Genomic DNA, 18,843 nt, shown 5'->3' with positions numbered 1-18,843 from the left:
CGATCGGTGGACAGCGAGCATATCCCGGTGGGCGGCGAAGGACATGTGTCCCGCACCGACCCCGATCACGTCGCGCTAATCCTCGGGGCCGAACAGCCTGCGGCGCACCGAGAGCAGCTGGGTCTCGGGATGCGCGGCGACGGTGCGCTCGCACCGATCGAGGATCTCGACGACGTGCGCGTGGTCGGGGCCGACCACGCCGACGCCGAGCGTCGCCCGGCGATGCAGGTCCTGTTCGCCCACCTCGGCCGCGCTGACGGAGAATCTCCGCAGCTCGGCGAGGACGGGCCTGATGACGGATCGCTTCTGCTTGAGCGAATGGACATCACCCAGCAGGAGATCGAACTCCAGAGCTCCTATGAACATCGTGCGGGCCACCCGGCCCAGGGGCTCGGGGAGCCACCGCCCGGGCGCATCGACACCCGGGCGGTGACCCCTGACTAATCGCGGGCCTTCTCGACCAGCTCGTAGGTCTCGATCACGTCGCCGATCTTGATGTCGGAGTACGAGAGCGTGAGACCGCATTCGTAGCCCTCGCGGACCTCGGTCGCGTCGTCCTTCTCGCGCTTGAGCGAGGTGACCGTGATGTTCTCGGCCACGACCGTCGAGTCGCGCAGCAGGCGCGCCTTCGCATTGCGGCGCATGATGCCCGACTGGACCATGCAACCCGCGATGTTGCCCACCTTGGACGACTTGAAGATCGCGCGGATCTCGGCCTGGCCGAGCTCCTTCTCCTCGTAGACCGGCTTGAGCATGCCCTTGAGCGCGGCCTCGACCTCGTCGATGGCCTGGTAGATCACCGAGTAGTACCGGATCTCCACGCCCTCGCGGTTGGCGAGCTCCGTGGCCTTGCCCTCGGCCCGCACGTTGAAGGCGATGATGATCGCATTCGATGCGGACGCCAGGTTGACGTTGGTCTCGGTGACGCCACCGACACCGCGGTCGATGACCCGCAGCTGCACCTCGTCGTCGATCTCGATCCCGAGCAGCGCCTCCTCGAGCGCCTCGACGGTGCCCGAGTTGTCGCCCTTGAGGATGAGGTTGAGCTGGCTCGTCTCCTTGAGCGCGGCGTCCAGATCCTCCAGCGAGACACGCTTGCGCGACCGCGCCGCGAGGGCGTTGCGCTTGCGCGCCGCGCGCCGGTCGGCGATCTGCCGGGCGATGCGGTCCTCGTCCACGACGAGGAGGTTGTCGCCCGCACCGGGCACCGACGTGAAGCCGATGACCTGCACCGGGCGCGACGGGAACGCCTCGGCGATGTCGTCGCCGTTCTCGTCCACCATCCGGCGGACGCGACCGTACGCATCGCCGGCCACGATCGAGTCACCGACCCGCAGGGTGCCGCGCTGGATGAGCACGGTGGCCACGGGGCCGCGACCGCGGTCGAGGTGCGCCTCGATGGCCACGCCCTGCGCGTCCATGTCGGGGTTCGCCCGCAGGTCGAGCGAGGCGTCGGCCGTCAGCAGCACCGCTTCGAGCAGCGTGTCGACGTTCGTGCCCTGCTTCGCGGAGATGTCGACGAACATCGTGTCGCCGCCGTACTCCTCGGGGACCAGGCCGTACTCGGTGAGCTGGCCGCGGATCTTCTCCGGCTGCGCGCCCTCCTTGTCGATCTTGTTCACCGCCACGACGATCGGCACGTCGGCCGCCTGCGCGTGATTGATGGCCTCCACCGTCTGCGGCATGACGCCGTCGTCGGCCGCGACCACGAGGATCGCGAGGTCGGTGGCCTTGGCACCCCGGGCACGCATGGCGGTGAACGCCTCGTGACCCGGCGTGTCGATGAACGTGATCAGGCGCTCATTGCCCTCGAGCTCCGTGAGCACCTGGTAGGCACCGATGTGCTGCGTGATGCCGCCGGCCTCGCCCTCTCGGACGTTGGCCTTGCGGATCGTGTCGAGCAGTCGGGTCTTACCGTGATCGACGTGGCCCATGACGGTGACCACCGGCGGCCGCTGCTCGAGGTCGTCCTCGTCGCCCTCGTCCTCGCCGTAGGTGAGGTCGAAGCTGTCGAGCAGCTCGCGGTCCTCGTCCTCGGGGCTGACGACCTGGACGACGTAGTTCATCTCCTCGCCCAGCAGGACGAGGGTCTCCTCGTTCACCGACTGGGTCGCGGTGACCATCTCGCCCAGGTTGAACAGCGCCTGGACCAGCGATGCCGGGTTGGCGTCGATCTTCTCGGCGAAGTCGCTCAGCGACGCGCCCCGGGCCAGACGGATCGTCTCGCCCTGGCCGCGGGGCAACCGCACGCCACCGGCGATCGGCGCCTGCATGCTCTCGTACTCGGCGCGTTTCGCCCGCTTCGACTTGCGGCCACGACGCGGAGCGCCACCGGGACGACCGAAGGCACCCGCGGTGCCGCCGGGACGACCCCGACCTCCGCCGCCGGGACGACCGCGGAAACCACCCGCTGCGGGTGCACCGGCGCCACCACCGGCACCGCCGCCGGGCCCACCGCGGTAGCCGCCACCGCCGCCGGGACGACCGCCGGGCCCGCCACGACCACCGGGGCCGGGACGGCCCTGTGCGGCCGGACGCGCGGCGCGTGCGGGCATCGCACCCGGGTTCGGGCGCGGAGGCATGCTGCCGGGAGTGGGACGCGGGCCGCCGGGACCAGCGGCCGGACGCGCACCGCCCTGCGGACGGGGACCGCCCTGGCCGGGAGCGGGACGACCACCCTGCGGGCGCGGGCCCCCCTGGCCGGGAGCCGGGCGACCGCCCTGCGGGCGCGGGCCACCGGGGCCCGGCTGCGGGCGGGGCGCACGCTCGACGGGAGCCTGCGAGGAGAACGGGTTGTTGCCGACCTTCGGGGTGCGCGGGCCGGGCTTGGGTCCGGCCGGACGCGGGCCCGGGCGGGCCGACGGTGCCGCCGGTGCGGCGGTCTCGGGGGCCGACGGTGCGGCGCTCGCCGCGGGCGCGGCCGGAGCCGGGGTCGGCTCGGGCGCCGCGGGCGCGGCCGGGCGGGGGCCCGGACGTGCGCCGGAAGCCGCCGGACGGGCCGCGGGCGCCGACGCTGCGGGGGTGCTCGCCGCGGGGGTCGCGGGGGCGGCCGGTGCGGCCGGCTTGCGCGCCGGACCGGGCTTCGCGCCGCCGGCCGGCTTCGCGCCGCCGTCGGACTTGGGTCCGTACGACTCGCGCAGGCGCCGCGCGACGGGGGCTTCCACCGTCGACGACGCGGACTTCACGAACTCGCCCTGCTCACTGAGCCGTGCGAGAACTTCCTTGCTGGTGACACCGAGTTCCTTAGCCAACTCGTGCACGCGGGCCTTGCCTGCCACTCTTCTCCTCAAATGTGAGGTCAGAGGGCGTCACTGGTCCCGCCGACCTCGGTTAGTTACTCCGATTGCCGTTCATCGCTGGTGCTTCACGGTGTGCTCATGTCTTCAGCTCGATTCCTTCGTCTCCGAGTGGGTGGGCCTTGGAAAAGACCAACCGCCTTCAGACCGCTCACAATAGTAGCGCGTCGGGGCAAGTGGTTTCACCCCAGGGACTCCTCCAGTGCACCCGAAACCCGTAGCGCCCGGCGGAACGCGTTCTTCTTCCGCGCCAGTTCGCGGCACCGCGCATCGTCGTGGAGCCACGCTCCGCGCCCCGGGAGCCGGCGCCGGTCGTCCACGACGACGCGCGGCGGACCGTCGGCCCGGGGAACCGCGACGACCCGGATCAGCTCCCCCGCGGCGGCCCGGCCCCGGCACCCGATGCAGGTGCGGACCGGTTCGCTCACTGCGGCCCACTGCCCTCCGCGTCGGAGCGGATGTCGATCCGCCAGCCGGTCAGGCGGGCGGCGAGACGGGCGTTCTGCCCCTCCTTGCCGATCGCGAGGCTCAGCTTGAAGTCGGGGACGACGACGCGGGCGGCCTTCTCCTTCGCGTCGACCACTGTGACCGATACCACGGACGACGGCGAGAGCGCGTTGCCGACGAACACGGCCGGATCGTCGTCGTAGGAGATGATGTCGATCTTCTCGCCCTCCAGATCGCTCATCACGTTGCGCACGCGCTGGCCCATCGGGCCGATGCACGCGCCCTTCGCGTTGAGGCCCTGCACCGAGGTGCGGACGGCGATCTTGGACCGGTGGCCGGCCTCCCGCGCGACCGAGGTGATCTCGACGCTGCCGTCGGCGATCTCCGGGACCTCGAGCGCGAACAGTTTCTTCACGAGGTTCGGGTGCGTGCGCGAGAGGGTGATCTGCGTGCCGCGCTGGCCGCGGCTGACGCCGACGACGTAGAACTTCATCCGGTCGCCGTGCTCGTAGCTCTCCCCCGGCACCTGCTCGGCCGGCGGCAGCAGACCCTCGCGGCCCTCGCGCTCGCTGCCGATCCGGACCACGACGAAACCGCGCGCGGCGGCGCGGGCGTCCGCCTGCACGACACCCGAGACGACCTCGCCCTCGTAGACGGCGAACTCGCCGAAGGTGCGGTCGTTCTCCGCGTCCCGCAGCCGCTGCATGATCAGCTGGCGCGCCGAGTCCGCGGCGATGCGGCCGAAGCCCTCGGGGGTGTCGTCCCACTCGGTGATGACATTGCCGTCGGCGTCGAGCTCCTGCGCCAGCACCTTGACCTGGCCGGTGCGCCGGTCGACGTCGATCCGGGCGTGCGGCTCGTGCCCCTCGCTGTGCTTGTACGCGGTGAGGAGCGCGACCTGGATGGCCTCGATCACCGTGTCGACGGAGATGTCCTTCTCCGCCTCGATGGCCCGCAGGGTCGCCATGTCGATGTTCATCTCGTCCTCATTCCTCGTCGGCGTCGTCGCCGGTCAGATCCTCGGGCTCGGCGCCCGACTCCACGCGCCCGGGCGTGATGCCCGAGAGCTCCATCTCTTGGGGGTCGGGCCTGCGGAACTCGACCCGGGCGGCGGCCGCGGCCACATCGTCCAGGGCGAGCTCGCGGGTCGTCGGGGCGGCGCCCTTCGCCCCGGGTAGCACGACGGTGACCGTGCTCCCGTCGTCCGCGAGAGCTCCGACGCGGGCCAGCAGGTTCGAGCCGTCGCGCAGCTCGATCGCGGCTCGACGGCCGCGGGCGCGGCGCCAGTGACGGGGCTCGGCGAGCGGGCGCTCCGCGCCCGGCGTGGTGACCTCGAGGGTGAACGCCTGGCCACCGAAGACCTCGTCGGCGTCGTCGACCGCCGCGGACAGCGCCCGGGCCAGGACGGCCAGGCCGTCGAGCGTGGGGCCGGCGTCGCTGTCGACCACCACCGTGATCGATGACTTCGGGCCGGCGTTGTTGATCTTCAGCTGCTCGAGATCGAGGCCCGCCGCTTCCAGGTGGGGCGTGATGACGGCTCTCACCGCCGCTTCGTCGTATGCCATACGCGCCTCCCTGTGAAATTGTCCCGGGGCACCTCGCCCACGGTGTCGAACGCTGCGACCAGTGTACTCATGGCGCGCGAGCCGACCGCCACGCCGTCGGCCGTACGCCGGACCCATAGACTCGTGCCCGTGATCGACCAACCCCCTCGCGCGCGCCGCGGCATCGACCGGCGCACCGCCCTGACATCCGCGCTGGTCACCGGTGGCGCCCTCGTGGGCGGCGCCGCCCTCGCCGGGTGCACCACCCCGGAGGACCGCGCCGACGATCCGCAGGCCGTGCGCCTGCAGGCGGCGGCCTCCCGGGCCCAGGCCGACGCCGACCTCGCGCGCGGACTCGCCGTGCTCGACGGTGCCGCCGGCCCCCAGCTGAGCCTCATCGCCGACCAGCGCGGCCAGCACGCGAACGCCCTCACCGACGAGCTCTCCCGCTACGTGCAGCGACCCACGTCGGTGACCGCCGCACCGTCGTCGACCGCGGCGGCACCCGCCCCGGCGACCCGGCAGTCGCTGCGCGCGCAGCTGGCCCGGTCGGCCCGGGAGGCGGGCGACGCCGCCGTCGCGGCGTCCGGCTATCAGGCCGCGCTGCTCGGCTCCGTCGCCGCGGCCACCCGCGTGCACGCCGAGGTGGTGCTCGGATGACGCCCGCGCAGGAGGCGGTCGCCGCGGCACTGACGTCGGAGCACGCGGCGGTGTACCTGTACGGCTTGGTCGAGGCCTTCGCCGCACCCACCCGCCGCGCCGAGATCGCCACGTACGCGGCGGAACACCGCGCCCAGCGCGACGCCCTGGCCCGGGTCCTCGCCGCCGCCGGCGTCGACGTGCCCGTCGCCGCGGCCGCCTACAACCCGCCCGAGCCCGTGACCGACCCGGTGAGCGCCGCGAAGGTGGCGGTCGCCGCCGAGGACGACAGCGCCGCCGCCCACCGCGGCGTGCTCACCCACGGCGACGGCGACGGCGTGCGCCACCTGGGCGTGACCGGTCTCGGGGGCGCCGCCGTGCGCGGCGCACGATGGCGGGCCGCGCTCGGCGTCACGCCCGTGACCGGCCCCTTCCCGGGGATCCGTACGTAACGCTCCTACCGGCGGTGTCCTCGGCCACGGCGCTGCGCGTTGCGATGCCTTTACACTCGCAGGATGACGTCCAGTGATCCGCACCAGCCCGGCGACGGGACCTACGATCCGACGGTGATCCGTCCCGCCGAGCCGGCTCCGTCCGGCCCGGACCTGACCAAGCGCGACACCGCGTCGGACGTCGGCGGCGACCCCGACGCGGCGACCACGGTGCACCCGACGGCTCAGCCGGACCCGTACGCGGCACCGTCGAACCCGTACGCCCCGCCCGCCGATCCCTACGCGGCCCCGAACCCCTACGCCGCGCCGAACGCGGACCCGTACGCCGCCCCGCCGGTGTACCCCGGCCAGCAACAGTTCGGGCAGAACGACTACGGCCAGCAGCAGTTCGGGCAGCAGCCCGGGTTCCCCGCGTACCCCGGCCAGAACCTGCCCGGCTATCCCGCGCCCGGCTACGGCCAGCAGCCCACCGGGACCAACGGCCTCGCGATCGCCGCCATGATCTGCGGCATCATCTCCATCCCCGCGAACTGCTTCTACGGGGGCATCGTCTTCGGGCTCGTCGGCGTGATCATGGGCATCATCGCCATGAAGCAGACCAAGCAGACGGGCCAGGGCGGTCACGGCATGGCGCTGGCCGGCGTGATCACCGGCGCGATCGGCCTCGTGATCTTCGTGGTGGTGGTGATCATCGTGATCGTCGCGATCGCGACCTCACCGTCGTCGTCGAGCTCCGTGCTCGACCTGGCGAGCCTGCTCGTCTGAGCTCCGCGGCCGAACGCCGCGAGGCCCGCGCCCGATGAGGGGTGCGGGCCTCGCGGCGTCTTCGGGTCAGCGGGCGGCGGCGGTGATCTCCGCGGCGGCGTCGGCGACGGGGATCTCGCGGGACTCGCCGGTGAGGCGGTCGCGGAGCTCGACGACCCCGTCGGCCCAGCCGCGTCCGACCACGACCACGGTCGGGACGCCCACCAGCTCCGAATCCTTGAACTTGATGCCGGGCGAGGCCTTGCGGTCGTCGAGGAGCACCTGCAGGCCCGCGGCGTCGAGCGCGCCGGCCAGCTCCTCCGCGCCCGACCAGGCGCCCTCGTCCTTGTTCGCGATCACGACGTGCACGTCGAACGGGGCGATGCCCTTGGGCCAGCGCAGCCCCTTGTCGTCGTGCTGCTGCTCGGCGATGACGGCGACGAGCCGCGAGACACCGACGCCGTAGGAACCCTGGGTGAGCCGCACGGGCTTGCCGTTCTCGCCGAGCACGTCCACCTCGAAGGCGTCGGTGTACTTGCGGCCCAGCTGGAAGATGTGGCCGATCTCGATGCCGCGCGCGGACCGCAGCACACCCCGGCCATCGGGCGAGGCGTCGCCGTCGCGGACCTCGGCGGCCTCGATGGTGCCGTCGGGGGTGAAGTCGCGGCCCGCGGTGAGGTTCACCACGTGCTGGCCGGGCGCGTCGGCGCCGGTGATCCAGGCGGTGCCGGTCACCACGCGCGGGTCGACCAGGTAGCGGACCTCGTTCTCCAACAGCGCCTTCGGGCCGATGTAACCCTTGACGAGGAACGGGTACTTCGCGAAGTCCTCCGCCTCGATCAGCGCGACCTCGGTGGGCTCCAGCGACGCCTCGAGCCGCTTGAAGTCCACCTCGCGGTCGCCGGGCACGCCGATGCCGAGCAGCTCCCACTCGCCGCCGGGGGCGCGGGTCTTGACCATGACGTTCTTGAGCGTGTCCCCCGCGACGACCTCGCGGCCGAGGACGGAGGCACCGTCGGCCCCCGCGTTGGCCCAGGCGACGAGCGTGTCGATGGTGGGCGTGTCCGCGGTGTCGAAGACCTGCGCGGCGGGCAGCCCGTCGAGTTCGATCGCGGGCGGCGCGGGCGTGATGACGGCCTCGACGTTCGCGGCGTAGTCCGACTCGGTCGAGTGGACGTAGGTGTCCTCGCCGACGGGGCTCACCGCGAGGAACTCCTCGGACGCGCTGCCGCCCATGGCGCCGGACGTGGCGGAGACGATGACGTGCTCCACATTCAGGCGCGCGAAGATCTTCTGGTATGCGGCGCGGTGCTTGGCGTAGGCCTCGGAGAGGCCCTCGTCGGTGGTGTCGAAGCTGTAGCTGTCCTTCATGACGAACTCGCGGCCGCGGAGGATGCCCGCGCGGGGCCGCTCCTCGTCGCGGTACTTGGTCTGGATCTGGTACAGGATGACCGGCAGATCCTTGTACGAGTTGTACTCGCCCTTCACGGTGAGGGCGAAGATCTCCTCGTGGGTGGGACCGAGCATCATGTCGGCGCCCTTGCGGTCCTGCAGGCGGAACAGGCCGTCGCCGTACTCGGTCCACCGGTTGGTGGTCTCGTAGGGCTCGCGCGGCAGCAGCGCGGGCAGCAGGATCTCCTGGCCGCCGATCGCGTTCATCTCCTCGCGGACGACCTGCTCGACGTTGCGCAGCACCCGCAGGCCCAGCGGCAGCCAGGAGTAGACGCCGGGCGCGATGCGGCGCACGTATCCGGCGCGGACGAGCAGCTTGTGGCTGGGAACCTCCGCGTCCGCGGGGTCGTCGCGGAGCGTGCGCAGGAACAGCTGGGAGAATCGGGTGATCACGACGCCACAGCTTAGTGTGTCCGGTGTGCTGATCCTGCTTCCCCCGTCCGAAACCAAGGCCGGTGGCGGTTCCGGTGCGCCCCTCGACCTCGAGACGCTCACCTTCCCGTCGCTGACGCCCACCCGCAGGCGCCTCCTCGACGCCCTCATCGCGCTCTCGGAGGACGACGGTGCCGCCCGCGCCGCGCTGGGCCTGTCGGAGGGCCAGACCGATGAGCTGGAGCGCAACCGCGCCCTGCGCACCGCGTCCACCCGGCCCGCGATCGAGCAGTACACGGGCGTGCTCTACGACGCCCTCGACGTCCGCGGGCTGACGAAGGCGCAGCGCGCGAAGGCGGACGCCCGCCTAGCCGTGGGCTCGGCGCTGTTCGGCGTGGTCGGCGCCGAGGACGCGATCCCCGCGTACCGGCTCTCGTCGGGATCGAAGCTGCCGGGGCTGGGCACGCTGGCGGCTGCCTGGAAGCCCGCGCTGGCCGATGCACTCGCTGCGGCCGACCGCGGCCTCGTCGTCGACCTGCGCTCGGGCGGCTACGCGGCGCTCGGGAAGGTGCCGGGGGCGGTCACGGCCACCGTCGTCACCGAGAAGCCCGACGGCTCACGCGCCGTGGTCTCGCACTTCAACAAGCACCACAAGGGGCTGCTGGCCCGGGCGCTGGTGGTCACCCGCGCCGAGCCCGGTGACGCACGGGCCGTGGTGCGGGTCGCGGAGAAGGCCGGCCTGCAGGCGGAGCTGTCCTCCCCCACCGAGGTCACGATCGTCACCACAGCCTGACGGGGCCTTCGGCTCCCCCACCCTCGCCGCGGCGCCACACCTCGCGTGCGGGGTGCGGCCGCGCGCACGGGGTGGGAGACGGCAGGGGATCAGGTCTCGTCGAGGCGGTGGCGGCGGGCGCGAACGCGGTCGGCCTGCGGCGAGGCCGCGTGGTGCATACCGTCCGGCTCCGGCAGCGCGTGCCGGCCACCGGTCTGCGGCGCGAACTCGCGCTGCGCCGGCGGCGGCGGGACGGGCTGCGGACCCGTGGGCCGCGGCATCGGGCGCGCGGCGTGCGGGATCGGGCGGCTCGGCGGGTAGTGCGGGTCCGCGGCGGGCCGGCGCGGCGGCTGCGGTGCCGGCCTGCGGTGCGCGGGCTCCCGCGGCGGCACCGGCGGACGCTCCAGGTCGGCGCTCTCGCGCTGGATCGGGCCCGACGGCCGGGCCAGGCCGGCGAGGTCGGCGCCGGGCTGCGAGGCCGGACGGGGCAGCGGGTCGCTCGGGTGCGAGTAGGCCTGCTGCGGCGCCGACGGTGCCGGGCGCGGCTGCGCGGGGCGCGGCCGGGCGGGGCCCTGGGCCGCCGGGCGCTGCGGACGGGCCGCGGGGAAGTTCTGGGTGGGCGGCTGCGGACCCTGCGGCGCGGCACCGTCGGCCTGCCCGCGCTTGATCGCCCGGAAACGGTCCGTGAAGTACACGGGCTCCGGGTCGCCCGGTTTCTCGTTGTAGGCGCGGTCGAAGTCCTCGCGGCGGATCGCGGCGAACGAGCCTGAGGTGACATCGCCCTCGATGGGCTCCCAGTCGTCGTCGACGTCGTCGTCCTCCTCGAAGGCCTGCGCCGGGAAGGACGTGGACGGGATCGCGCCGCCGGACTTGCTGGACTCCTGGGCCGCCTGCCCCTCGGCGACCTCCTCGGGCGTGAACCGCATGAACGGGACCACGACCAGCCCGGCGACGATGAGGATCACCGCGCACGCGATGAACGCGAGGCCGTAGCCGGAGGCCAGCGCCGTGAGCTGTTCCGCGTGCACGGCCGGATCGGTACTGAGCTCGCCGCTGGTGGGACCGCCGCCCGCCATGATCCGCGAGGTCACGGCGACCTGGACCGACGCCAGGCCGATGATGCCGCCCAGGTTCTGGCACACCTCGACCAGCGCCGACATCGGGCCGATCTCGGTGGGCCGCACGCCCGCGAGCGCGCAGAGCGGCAGCGGGATGATCGCGAAGCCCACTCCGATGCCGATGAGGAACACCGGCACGCCGATGTACGGGAAGTAGGTCACCGTCGACGGGTCGCGGGTCATCAGGGTGGGCACGTAGAGGCACGGCAGGAAGACGATGACGCCGCCCAGCAGCACGAGCCAGCGCGCCTGGTACTTGAGCACGAGCTTCGAGGCGACCAGCGTCGAGATGCCCATGCCCACCGCGAACGGAACGAGCGCGAGGCCGGACTGCAGCGGCGTGTATCCGAGCACCTGCTGGAAGGTCAGGGCGACGTAGAAGCCGAGCGTCGGGATCAGGGCGCCGCACACGAGGATCGCGACCATCGCGGCCACACGGTTGCGGTTGTGGAACAGCGAGAACGGCAGGATCGGGTTCTTCGCGGTCCGCTCGACGTAGAGGAAGGCCACTAGGCACACGGCGCTGAAGACCGCCGCGACGTAGACCGCAGGGCTCTGCCAGTGCGATTCCGGTCCCGCGGTCAGCGCGAACACACCCGTGACGCAGCCCGCGACCGCGAGGACCGCGCCCTTGACGTCCAGCGCGTGCCGGCGCTCGGACATCGACTCCTCGAGCGCGAACCACCCGCCGATCACGCACGCGATGCCGACCGGGACGTTGATCCAGAAGACGAGGCGCCAGTCCCAGGTGGCCAGCAGGCCGCCGGCGATGAGGCCCGCTACGGAGCCCAGCCCGCCCATCGCGGCGAAGATGGCGAAGGCCTGGTTGCGCGCTCTGCCCGGCGCGAAGGTGGTCGCGATGAGCGCCAGCGCCGTGGGGCAGGCGATCGCGGCGAAGAAGCCCTGCCCGGCGCGCGCCGCGAGCAGCCACACCTCGTTCGTGGCGAAGCCGGTGAGCAGGGAGGCGAAGGTGAAGCCGCCCACGCCGAGCATGAACATCCGTTTGCGGCCGAAGGTGTCGCCGAGCCGGCCGCCGAGCAGCATGAAGCCGCCGAACGTGACCGCGTAGGCGCCGAACACCCACACCTTCGCAGCGTCGGACAGGTGCATGGCCTCCTGGATGCGCGGCATCGCCACGAACACCACGGTGCCGTCGAGCACGGCGAGGAACATCATCCCGGACAGCACGACGATGGCGATGCCGAGAGCGCTGCCCTTGACGCGGTAGGTCTGCGCCGGGCCGCCGGGGGCCATCGTCGTGGAAGTCATGAGGTCCGAGGCTACCGGCTGATAGAAGCTGCCCGGAAATCGTTCATGCCGGTTTTCGTAACCCGAGTTACTGGAGTGACGAAATATCCGTGCGGTCGGAACCCATCTCCGGTGGCTGTTTCCGCAGACCACGGTGCTGATCCGGGGATCGAGCATCGGCCGGGTCACCGGAAGGTCACAATTCGGACGACACGCCCTTCGCGCCTCGGCGCTCGGCCGGGGGCGGCCGCGATCTCGACCGGAGCTTCAGTCCTCCCGACGGTGCCGACGGGCTCGGCTCACGCGGTCCGCCTGCTCCGACGATTCCGGGCGATGCATGCCGTCCGGCGCGGGCGCGGCGTGCCGGCCGCCGTCGCTCGGCGCCGGCCTGGGCAGGGGTCGCTCATCCTGCGGCTGCTGTTCCGGTCCGCGGTACTGCGGGGGCTGGTGCTGCGCGGGGCGCGGCATCGAGCCGCTCGGGCGTTCCACCGGCGCGCTCGGGCGGTTCGGCCCGCCGCTCGGGCGCTGGATCGGCTGGCTGGGACGGTGGATCGGCGCGCTCGGCCGCTGCGCGGTCCCGCCGGGCCGGTACGGCTGCTGCGGTCGCTGCTGTCGACCCGGTTGCTGCTGTCGACCCGATTGCTGCGGGGGCGCGGGTGGGCGCGGCAGGTCCGCGCTCTCGCGCTGGATCGGTCCGGATGGGCGGGCCACGCCGGCCAGGTCGTCGCCGGGGGCACCGGTACGGCGCGGCAGCGGGTCACTCGGGTGCGAATAGGCCCGGTGGGTATCCGACGGTGCCGCCCCGGACGGTACCGGACGCTGCGGCCGCGCCGCCGGGATCGCCTGCGTCGGCGGCTGCGGGGCCCGCGCGGGCGGCCGCTGCGGGGCCTGCGGGCGCTGCGCGCCGGGCGCCTCGACGGCGGAGCGCTTGATCGCGCGGAACCGGTCGGTGAAGTACACCGGCTCCGGGTCGCCCGGCTTCTCGTTGTAGGCGCGTTCCAGATCCTCGCGGCGGACCACCGGGATCGGGCCCGAGGTCACGTCGCCCTCGATCGGCTCCCAGTCGTCGGCGACATCGTCGTCGTCCGCCTCGAAGGCCTGCGCCGGGAAGGAGGTCGACGGGATCGCGCCACCGGACTCGCTGGACTCCTTGGCCGCCTGGCCCTCGGCGATCTCGTCCGGGGTGAACCGCATGAACGGGACCACCACGAGCCCGGCGATGATCAGGATCGCCGCGCACGCCAGGAACGCGAGGCCGTAGCCGGAGGCGAGCGCGTGGATCGCCTCGCCCGTGAGTTCTTTGTGCTTGAGGTGCCCGGTGGTGGGCCCCTGCTCCGCCATGATCCGGGAGGTCACCACGACCTGCACGGACGCCAGGCCGACGATGCCGCCGAGGTTCTGGGCGACCTCGATGAGCGCGGTCAGCGGGCCGATCTCCGACGGTCGCACGCCGGCGACCGCGCCCAGCGGCAGCGGCACGACCGCCAGGCCGACGCCGATGCCGATGAAGAACACGGGCAGCGCGATCTGCGGGAAGTAGCCGATGGTCGCGGGCGCCTTGCTCATCAGGGTCGGCACGTAGACGCAGGGCAGGAAGACGACGACCCCGCCCGCGGCGACCAGCCAGCGCGCCTGGAACCGCCGGACCAGCGAGGCGCTGACGGCGACCGAGATGCCGAAGCCGACCGCGAAGGGCAGCAGCGCCAGCCCCGACTGGAAGGGCGTGTACCCGAGCACCAGCTGGAAGGTCAGCGCCACGTAGAAGCCGAGCGTCGGGATCAGGGCGCCGCACACCAGGATCGCGACCATGGCCGCGACCCGGTTGCGGTTGTTGAACAGGGAGAAGGGCAGGATCGGGTTCTTCGCCGATCGCTCGACCCAGAGGAACAGAGCCAGGCACACGATGCTGACCGCCGCGGCGACGTAGACGGTGACGCTCTTCCAGTGCGCCTCGGGGCCCGCGGTCAGGGCGTAGACGCCGGTGACGCAGCCTGCGACGGCGAGCACGGCGCCCTTGACGTCGAGGGCGTGCCGCCGCTCGGACATCGCCTCGTCCAGGGTGAACCAGCCGCCGATCGCGCAGGCGAGGCCGACCGGGACGTTGATCCAGAAGATGAGGCGCCACTCGATGGTGGCGAGCAGGCCGCCGGCGATGAGGCCGGCGATGGAGCCGAGCCCGGCCATCGCGCCGAACACCGCGAACGCCTGATTGCGGGCCTTACCCGGCGCGAAGGTGGTCGCGATCAGCGCGAGCGCGGTCGGTCCGGCGATGGCGGCGAAGAAGCCCTGGCCGACGCGGGCGGCGAGCAGCCATGCCTCATTGGTCGCGAATCCCGCGAGCAGCGAGGCGATCGTGAATCCGACGACGCCGAGCAGGAACATCTTCTTCCGGCCGAAGGTGTCGCCGAGGCGGCCGCCGAGCAGGAGGAATCCGCCGAAGGTCAACGCGTACGCACCGAACACCCAGACCTTCGAGGCGTCCGAAAGCCCCAGGGCGTCCTGGATCTCGGGCATCGCGACGAAGACGACGGTGCCGTCGAGCACCGAGAGGAAGATCATCCCGCACAGCACGAGGATGGGGATGCCGACGGCGCTGCCCTTGACGCGATAGGTCTGCGCCGGGCTGCCGGGCGCGATCGTAGAGGTCATGATGCCCTGAGGCTACCGAGTGATCAGCCGGATCCGGAAGTCGATCCGGGTAACGAGTGGGGTACAAGTTACTGAAGTGACAGGAATCAAGACTGATCGGCGGCGATGGTGAACCCCGCGGTGGCCCCGACGACGAGCACCGCGGGCGGCTTCACCTCGGCGGCGGCGGCATCGGCCGCGATGGTGGCGAGCGTGCCGCGCACCGTGCGCTGTCCCCCGGTCGTGGCGTTCTCGACCACGGCCGCAGGCGTCTGCGCGGGGCGGCCGCCCGCGATCAGGGCGGCCGCGATCGCCGCGAGCCGCTCCACGGCCATGAGCACGACGACGGTGCCGCGCAGCCGCCCGAGGGCGTCCCAATCGACCAGGCTGTCGGGGTGGCCGGGGGCGACGTGCCCGGACACGACGACGAACTCGTGGGTGACGCCGCGGTGCGTCACCGGGATCCCCGCCGCGGACGGCGCCGCGATCGACGACGTGATGCCGGGGACCACCGTGACCGGGATGCCCTCGGCGGCGAGCGCCTCGAGCTCCTCGAAGCCGCGGCCGAAGACGTACGGGTCGCCGCCCTTGAGCCGGACCACGAACTTCCCCTCGCGCGCGCGGTCGATGAGCACCTGATTGATGGCCTGCTGCGCCATCGCGCGACCGTACGGCACCTTCGCCGCGTCGATCACCTCGACGTGCGGCGCGAGCTCGGCCAGCAGCCGCGGCGGCGCGAGCCGGTCGGCGACGACCACGTCCGCGAGGGCGAGCAGCGACCGTCCGCGCACCGTGATCAGGTCCGGGTCGCCCGGACCGCCGCCGACGAGCGCGACACTCCCCGCCAGCCCCGCCTTCCGGCCCTCGTTCGACGGCGCACCGTCGGACTCCCCCGTGAGGACCGCACGCAGGCCGTCCCGGACGGCGGCGGACCGGCGGTGATCCCCCGACGCCAGCACGCCCACCTGCAGCCCGTCGGCGGCGACGGTGGCGGGGGTGACCGCGGTGCCCTCGCGGGCCAGGTCGGCCCGGACGCAGAAGGTGCGCTGCACCTCGGCCTCCGCGACGACGGCCGCGTTGACCACGGGGTCGTTCGTGGCGGCCAGAACGTACCAGGCGCCCAGGAGGTCGCCGGAGGCGTACTCCCGACGGTGCCAGACGATGCCGGGCGTCGACTCGACGGCGGGCGTGGCCTCGGGGGCGATGACGTGCACGTCGGCGCCCGCGGCGAGGAGCACGGGCAGGCGGCGCTGGACGACGGTGCCGGCCCCCACGACGACGACACGGCGCCCTCGCAGGTCCAGACCGACGAGGTAGGGATCCTGCGGGGCGCCGTGGCTGTTCATTCCGCTCAGCTTAGTGAGCGGCCACTGCGACTACGCGCGCGGCTCTGCGTGCTTGGTGGCGGTGTGCACGATGTCGTAGTACACGGCCTTGTTCGAGGCCTCGGGGTACACCCGGTAGGTGAACTCCTTCTCGGTCAGCGTGACGATCTCGACGGTGCGCTTGTACTGCACGCTGCCGTCCGCATTGAGGGCCGTGATGTCGCGGGTCTTGCCATCGGCGGAGACGGTCCACAGGCCCTTGCCCTTGGCGCTGTCGTCCAGGTTGTAGAGGGTGAAGGTGCCGTCCTTCTTGAAGTACGCCCAACCCACGTAGTTCTTGACGTTCTTGTCGGTCAGCGCGACCTTGGCGCCCTTGGCGTCCTTGGCCGAGGTGGTCTCCCACGCGGTCGAGGCGAGGACCGCGCTCGGAGTGCCGGCCTTGACCGGGACGGCCTTCGGAGCGACGGCCTTGGCCGACGACGGTGCGGCCTTGGCCGAGGACGGGGCGGCGTGGCTGGGCTTGGCCGAGGCGCTGGGCTTGGCGGAGGCGGAGGGCGAGCCGGGGGCGGCGTAGGAGCCGGCGGCGCAGGCGGAGGTGGCGACCACGGCGGCGGCGGCGAAGGTGACGGAGACGAGCTTGATCGAGGTGTGCATGAGGCTTTTGTACAGGAACCTCTCAGCCCGCGCGAGGCCCCCGCTCAGGGTGAGACGAACTCCTCACGCGACCGCTCTGACCAGGCGTTCCGCCACCTCGGGGTATCCGGCAGGGTGCACGTGGAGATACGAGGAGTGCACAGCGGACGAGACGTGACCGTCGGTCGACGCGACCCCGTCGCCGTCGCGCCATCCCCACGCCGGCGAGCCCCCCGGGGCGCCGCCGCCGACGAACGTCGTGCGGTGGAACTCGTGCCCCGTGACCCGCTGCCCCGCGTCGAACAACGGGCTCGGCGCGAGCGCCACCGCGTCCCGGTAGCCGAGCCGCAGGCGCCGGGTGAAGGTCGCCGCGCCCGGCACCACCCCGCACATCGGGACACCGTCGAGCGACTCGGCGAGGTAGAGCAGTCCCGCGCATTCCGCGTGCACCACTCCCCCTCCTGCGACGAGGTCCCGGACCTGCGCGCGCAGCGCCTCGTTCGCGGACAGCTTCTCCGCATAGACCTCGGGGAACCCGCCGGGGAACACTGCGGCGGCGGCGCCCTCGGGCAGCTCGTCCGCGAGCGGGTCGAAGCGGCGCACCCGTGCCCCCGCCGCGCGCAGCAGCTCCTCGTGCTCGGCGTAACCGAAGCTGAACGCGGGGCCCCCCGCGAGGGCCACCGTCGGCGAGCCGACAGTCGACTCCTTCGTGCGGCCGACGCGCGCCACGTCCCCCGGCCGCGACGAGTGTCCGACTTCGTCGAACGGTGACCACACCGGCCCGTCCGCGACGGGGCGCGCGAGCTCGCGGATCCGCTCGACGTCCACGTGCCGCGCCACCAGCTCCGTCATCGCGGCGACGGCGTCGACCGCCTCGGCACCGCGCTCGGCGGCAGGGATCAGTCCGAGGTGCCGCGCGGGAACCTCCAGCGCGGCGGCGCCGGGCACCGCGCCGACCGCCTCGAGGCCGGCGTGCGCGCACGCATCGCGCAAGACCCGCTCGTGCCGGGCGCTCGAGACGCGGTTGAGGATCACCCCGGCCAGCGCGACGCCGGGCCGGTACGTGGTGAATCCGGCGAGCAGCGCGGCGAGGGACTGCGAGTGGCCGCGGGCGTCCACGACGAGCATGACCGGGGCTCCGAGCTTCTCCGCCACGTCGGCCGTGGAGCCGATCCCCTCGACGGCCGCGCCGCCCGGGCCGTCCACGATCCGGCCGTCGAAGAGGCCCATCACGCCCTCGACGACCGCGATGTCCGTGCCACGCGCGCCGTGCCGGTACAGCGGCGCGATGCGGTGCTCCCCGCACAGCACGGGGTCCAGGTTGCGGCCGGGCCGGCCGGTGGCGAGGGCGTGGTAGCCGGGGTCGATGTAGTCGGGGCCCACCTTGAACGGGGCGACGGTGCTCGTCCGGGCCAGGGCCCCCATCAGCCCCGTCGCGATCGTGGTCTTGCCGCTCCCCGACGACGGTGCCGCGATCACGACCGCAGGCGTGGTCACCATTCGATGCCCCTACTCTCCCCGGCCACCGCGCCTCCCGGGACCCCGGAGCCGTTCGTCACCACTCGATCCCCCTCTGCCCCTTCCTCCCCGCATCCATCGGGTGCTTGACCTTGGTCATCTCGGTGACCAGGTCGGCGGCGTCCATGAGGGCCTGCGGGGCGTCGCGGCCGGTGATGATCACGTGCTGGTTCCCGGGACGGTTCACCAGGGTCTGGACCACCTCGTCGACGTCGATCCAGCCCCACTTGAGCGGGTAGGTGAACTCGTCGAGCACGTAGAAGCGGTGCTGCTCGACGCTGAGGCGCCGCGCGATCTCCCGCCACCCGTCGCGGGCGGCCTCGGCGTGGTCCTGTTCGGCGTCGCCGGTGCGGCGAAGCCACGACCAGCCCTGCCCCATCTTGTGCCACTCGACGGGCCCGCCCGCGCCGGTGCGCTCGTGCACCTCGTTCAGGGCGAGCATCGTGGCCTCCTCACCGACCTTCCACTTCGCGCTCTTGACGAACTGGAAGACGCCGATGGGAAAGCCCTGGTTCCAGGCCCGCATGGCCATGCCGAACGCGGCCGTCGACTTCCCTTTGCCCGGACCGGTGTGCACCGCGAGCACCGGCTGGTTGCGGCGCTGCCGGGTGGTGAGCCCGTCCTGCGGTACCGTCTCGACCTTGCCCTGCGGCAT

Annotated in this window: 16 protein-coding genes; 4 read left to right on the top strand and 12 right to left on the bottom strand. The window is 72.7% G+C overall.

Annotated features, from left to right (window positions below):
* Positions 1–75: 75 nt before the first annotated feature.
* The 5 genes from ABZX10_RS03970 to rimP form a co-directional block, all read right to left on the bottom strand.
* Positions 76–366: a DUF503 domain-containing protein gene (locus ABZX10_RS03970; protein WP_068746486.1), complete on the bottom strand. Its 291-nt coding sequence runs from the start codon at positions 364–366 to the stop codon at positions 76–78.
* Between the two features lie 74 nt (positions 367–440).
* Positions 441–3,278 (bottom strand): translation initiation factor IF-2, encoded by a 2,838-nt coding sequence (infB, locus tag ABZX10_RS03965; protein WP_355534729.1) that lies wholly within the window; start codon positions 3,276–3,278, stop codon positions 441–443.
* 200 nt (positions 3,279–3,478) lie between these two features.
* A complete protein-coding gene (locus tag ABZX10_RS03960; RefSeq protein ID WP_355534727.1) occupies positions 3,479–3,724 on the bottom strand; it encodes a YlxR family protein in 246 nt (81 codons plus the stop codon).
* Complete coding sequence (gene nusA, locus ABZX10_RS03955; RefSeq protein ID WP_355534725.1) at positions 3,721–4,722, bottom strand: transcription termination factor NusA; 1,002 nt, start codon at positions 4,720–4,722, stop codon at positions 3,721–3,723. Before nusA ends, ABZX10_RS03960 begins: the two co-directional genes overlap by 4 nt.
* Positions 4,723–4,729: 7 nt before the next feature.
* Positions 4,730–5,308: a ribosome maturation factor RimP gene (rimP, locus tag ABZX10_RS03950; RefSeq protein ID WP_355534723.1), complete on the bottom strand. Its 579-nt coding sequence runs from the start codon at positions 5,306–5,308 to the stop codon at positions 4,730–4,732.
* Positions 5,309–5,437: 129 nt separating this feature from the next.
* Here rimP and ABZX10_RS03945 point away from each other — a divergent pair, with 129 nt between their 5' ends.
* The 3 genes from ABZX10_RS03945 to ABZX10_RS03935 all read left to right on the top strand — a co-directional run bounded on the left by ABZX10_RS03945 (position 5,438) and on the right by ABZX10_RS03935 (position 7,143).
* Positions 5,438–5,947 (top strand): hypothetical protein, encoded by a 510-nt coding sequence (locus tag ABZX10_RS03945; protein ID WP_355534721.1) that lies wholly within the window; start codon positions 5,438–5,440, stop codon positions 5,945–5,947.
* Positions 5,944–6,378, top strand: coding sequence for a ferritin-like domain-containing protein (locus ABZX10_RS03940; protein ID WP_355534719.1), 435 nt, complete (start codon positions 5,944–5,946; stop codon positions 6,376–6,378). The genes ABZX10_RS03945 and ABZX10_RS03940 overlap by 4 nt, the downstream gene beginning before the upstream one ends.
* Positions 6,379–6,441: 63 nt before the next feature.
* On the top strand, positions 6,442–7,143 hold the full coding sequence (locus tag ABZX10_RS03935) for a DUF4190 domain-containing protein (RefSeq protein ID WP_355534717.1): 702 nt from the start codon (positions 6,442–6,444) through the stop codon (positions 7,141–7,143).
* Between the two features lie 66 nt (positions 7,144–7,209).
* On the opposite strand, the gene ABZX10_RS03930 is transcribed toward ABZX10_RS03935, so the two are convergent.
* On the bottom strand, positions 7,210–8,967 hold the full coding sequence (locus ABZX10_RS03930; RefSeq protein ID WP_355534715.1) for a proline--tRNA ligase: 1,758 nt from the start codon (positions 8,965–8,967) through the stop codon (positions 7,210–7,212).
* A gap of 25 nt (positions 8,968–8,992) precedes the next feature.
* On the opposite strand from ABZX10_RS03930, the gene yaaA reads away from it, so the two are divergent.
* On the top strand, positions 8,993–9,739 hold the full coding sequence (gene yaaA / locus ABZX10_RS03925; RefSeq protein ID WP_355534713.1) for a peroxide stress protein YaaA: 747 nt from the start codon (positions 8,993–8,995) through the stop codon (positions 9,737–9,739).
* Between the two features lie 89 nt (positions 9,740–9,828).
* On the opposite strand, the gene ABZX10_RS03920 is transcribed toward yaaA, so the two are convergent.
* The 6 genes from ABZX10_RS03920 to cobO form a co-directional block, all read right to left on the bottom strand.
* Positions 9,829–12,105, bottom strand: a complete 2,277-nt coding sequence (locus ABZX10_RS03920; RefSeq protein ID WP_355534711.1) for an MFS transporter — start codon at positions 12,103–12,105, stop codon at positions 9,829–9,831.
* Between the two features lie 246 nt (positions 12,106–12,351).
* Complete coding sequence (locus ABZX10_RS03915) at positions 12,352–14,733, bottom strand: MFS transporter (protein ID WP_355534709.1); 2,382 nt, start codon at positions 14,731–14,733, stop codon at positions 12,352–12,354.
* 86 nt (positions 14,734–14,819) lie between these two features.
* Positions 14,820–16,058: a uroporphyrinogen-III C-methyltransferase gene (cobA, locus tag ABZX10_RS03910; RefSeq protein WP_355534707.1), complete on the bottom strand. Its 1,239-nt coding sequence runs from the start codon at positions 16,056–16,058 to the stop codon at positions 14,820–14,822.
* A 30-nt stretch (positions 16,059–16,088) separates the two neighbouring features.
* A complete protein-coding gene (locus ABZX10_RS03905; protein WP_355534705.1) occupies positions 16,089–16,691 on the bottom strand; it encodes a DUF4822 domain-containing protein in 603 nt (200 codons plus the stop codon).
* A gap of 63 nt (positions 16,692–16,754) precedes the next feature.
* The gene (locus ABZX10_RS03900) at positions 16,755–18,170 is read right to left on the bottom strand and encodes a cobyrinate a,c-diamide synthase (RefSeq protein WP_355534703.1); all 1,416 of its coding nucleotides are present in this window, start codon (positions 18,168–18,170) and stop codon (positions 16,755–16,757) included.
* Positions 18,171–18,225: 55 nt separating this feature from the next.
* The gene (gene cobO / locus ABZX10_RS03895) at positions 18,226–18,843 is read right to left on the bottom strand and encodes a cob(I)yrinic acid a,c-diamide adenosyltransferase (protein ID WP_355534701.1); all 618 of its coding nucleotides are present in this window, start codon (positions 18,841–18,843) and stop codon (positions 18,226–18,228) included.

It is taken from the genome of Tsukamurella sp. NPDC003166, from assembly GCF_040611135.1.
In the GTDB taxonomy this organism is placed as follows: Bacteria; Actinomycetota; Actinomycetes; order Mycobacteriales; family Mycobacteriaceae; genus Tsukamurella.
Note: the sequence above shows the minus strand (reverse complement) of the source record. Positions and strands in the feature narration are given on the sequence as shown.

Excerpts from the sequence above, each read along its gene's own strand:
- ABZX10_RS03970 (WP_068746486.1), bottom strand. The coding sequence starts at position 366 with ATGTTCATAGGAGCTCTGGAGTTCGATCTCCTGCTGGGTGATGTCCAT.
- nusA (WP_355534725.1), bottom strand. The coding sequence starts at position 4,722 with ATGAACATCGACATGGCGACCCTGCGGGCCATCGAGGCGGAGAAGGAC.
- rimP (WP_355534723.1), bottom strand. The coding sequence starts at position 5,308 with ATGGCATACGACGAAGCGGCGGTGAGAGCCGTCATCACGCCCCACCTG.
- ABZX10_RS03940 (WP_355534719.1), top strand. The coding sequence starts at position 5,944 with ATGACGCCCGCGCAGGAGGCGGTCGCCGCGGCACTGACGTCGGAGCAC.
- ABZX10_RS03935 (WP_355534717.1), top strand. The coding sequence starts at position 6,442 with ATGACGTCCAGTGATCCGCACCAGCCCGGCGACGGGACCTACGATCCG.
- ABZX10_RS03920 (WP_355534711.1), bottom strand. The coding sequence starts at position 12,105 with ATGACTTCCACGACGATGGCCCCCGGCGGCCCGGCGCAGACCTACCGC.
- ABZX10_RS03915 (WP_355534709.1), bottom strand. The coding sequence starts at position 14,733 with ATGACCTCTACGATCGCGCCCGGCAGCCCGGCGCAGACCTATCGCGTC.
- cobA (WP_355534707.1), bottom strand. The coding sequence starts at position 16,058 with ATGAACAGCCACGGCGCCCCGCAGGATCCCTACCTCGTCGGTCTGGAC.
- ABZX10_RS03905 (WP_355534705.1), bottom strand. The coding sequence starts at position 16,691 with ATGCACACCTCGATCAAGCTCGTCTCCGTCACCTTCGCCGCCGCCGCC.
- ABZX10_RS03900 (WP_355534703.1), bottom strand. The coding sequence starts at position 18,170 with ATGGTGACCACGCCTGCGGTCGTGATCGCGGCACCGTCGTCGGGGAGC.
- cobO (WP_355534701.1), bottom strand. The coding sequence starts at position 18,843 with ATGCCGCAGGGCAAGGTCGAGACGGTACCGCAGGACGGGCTCACCACC.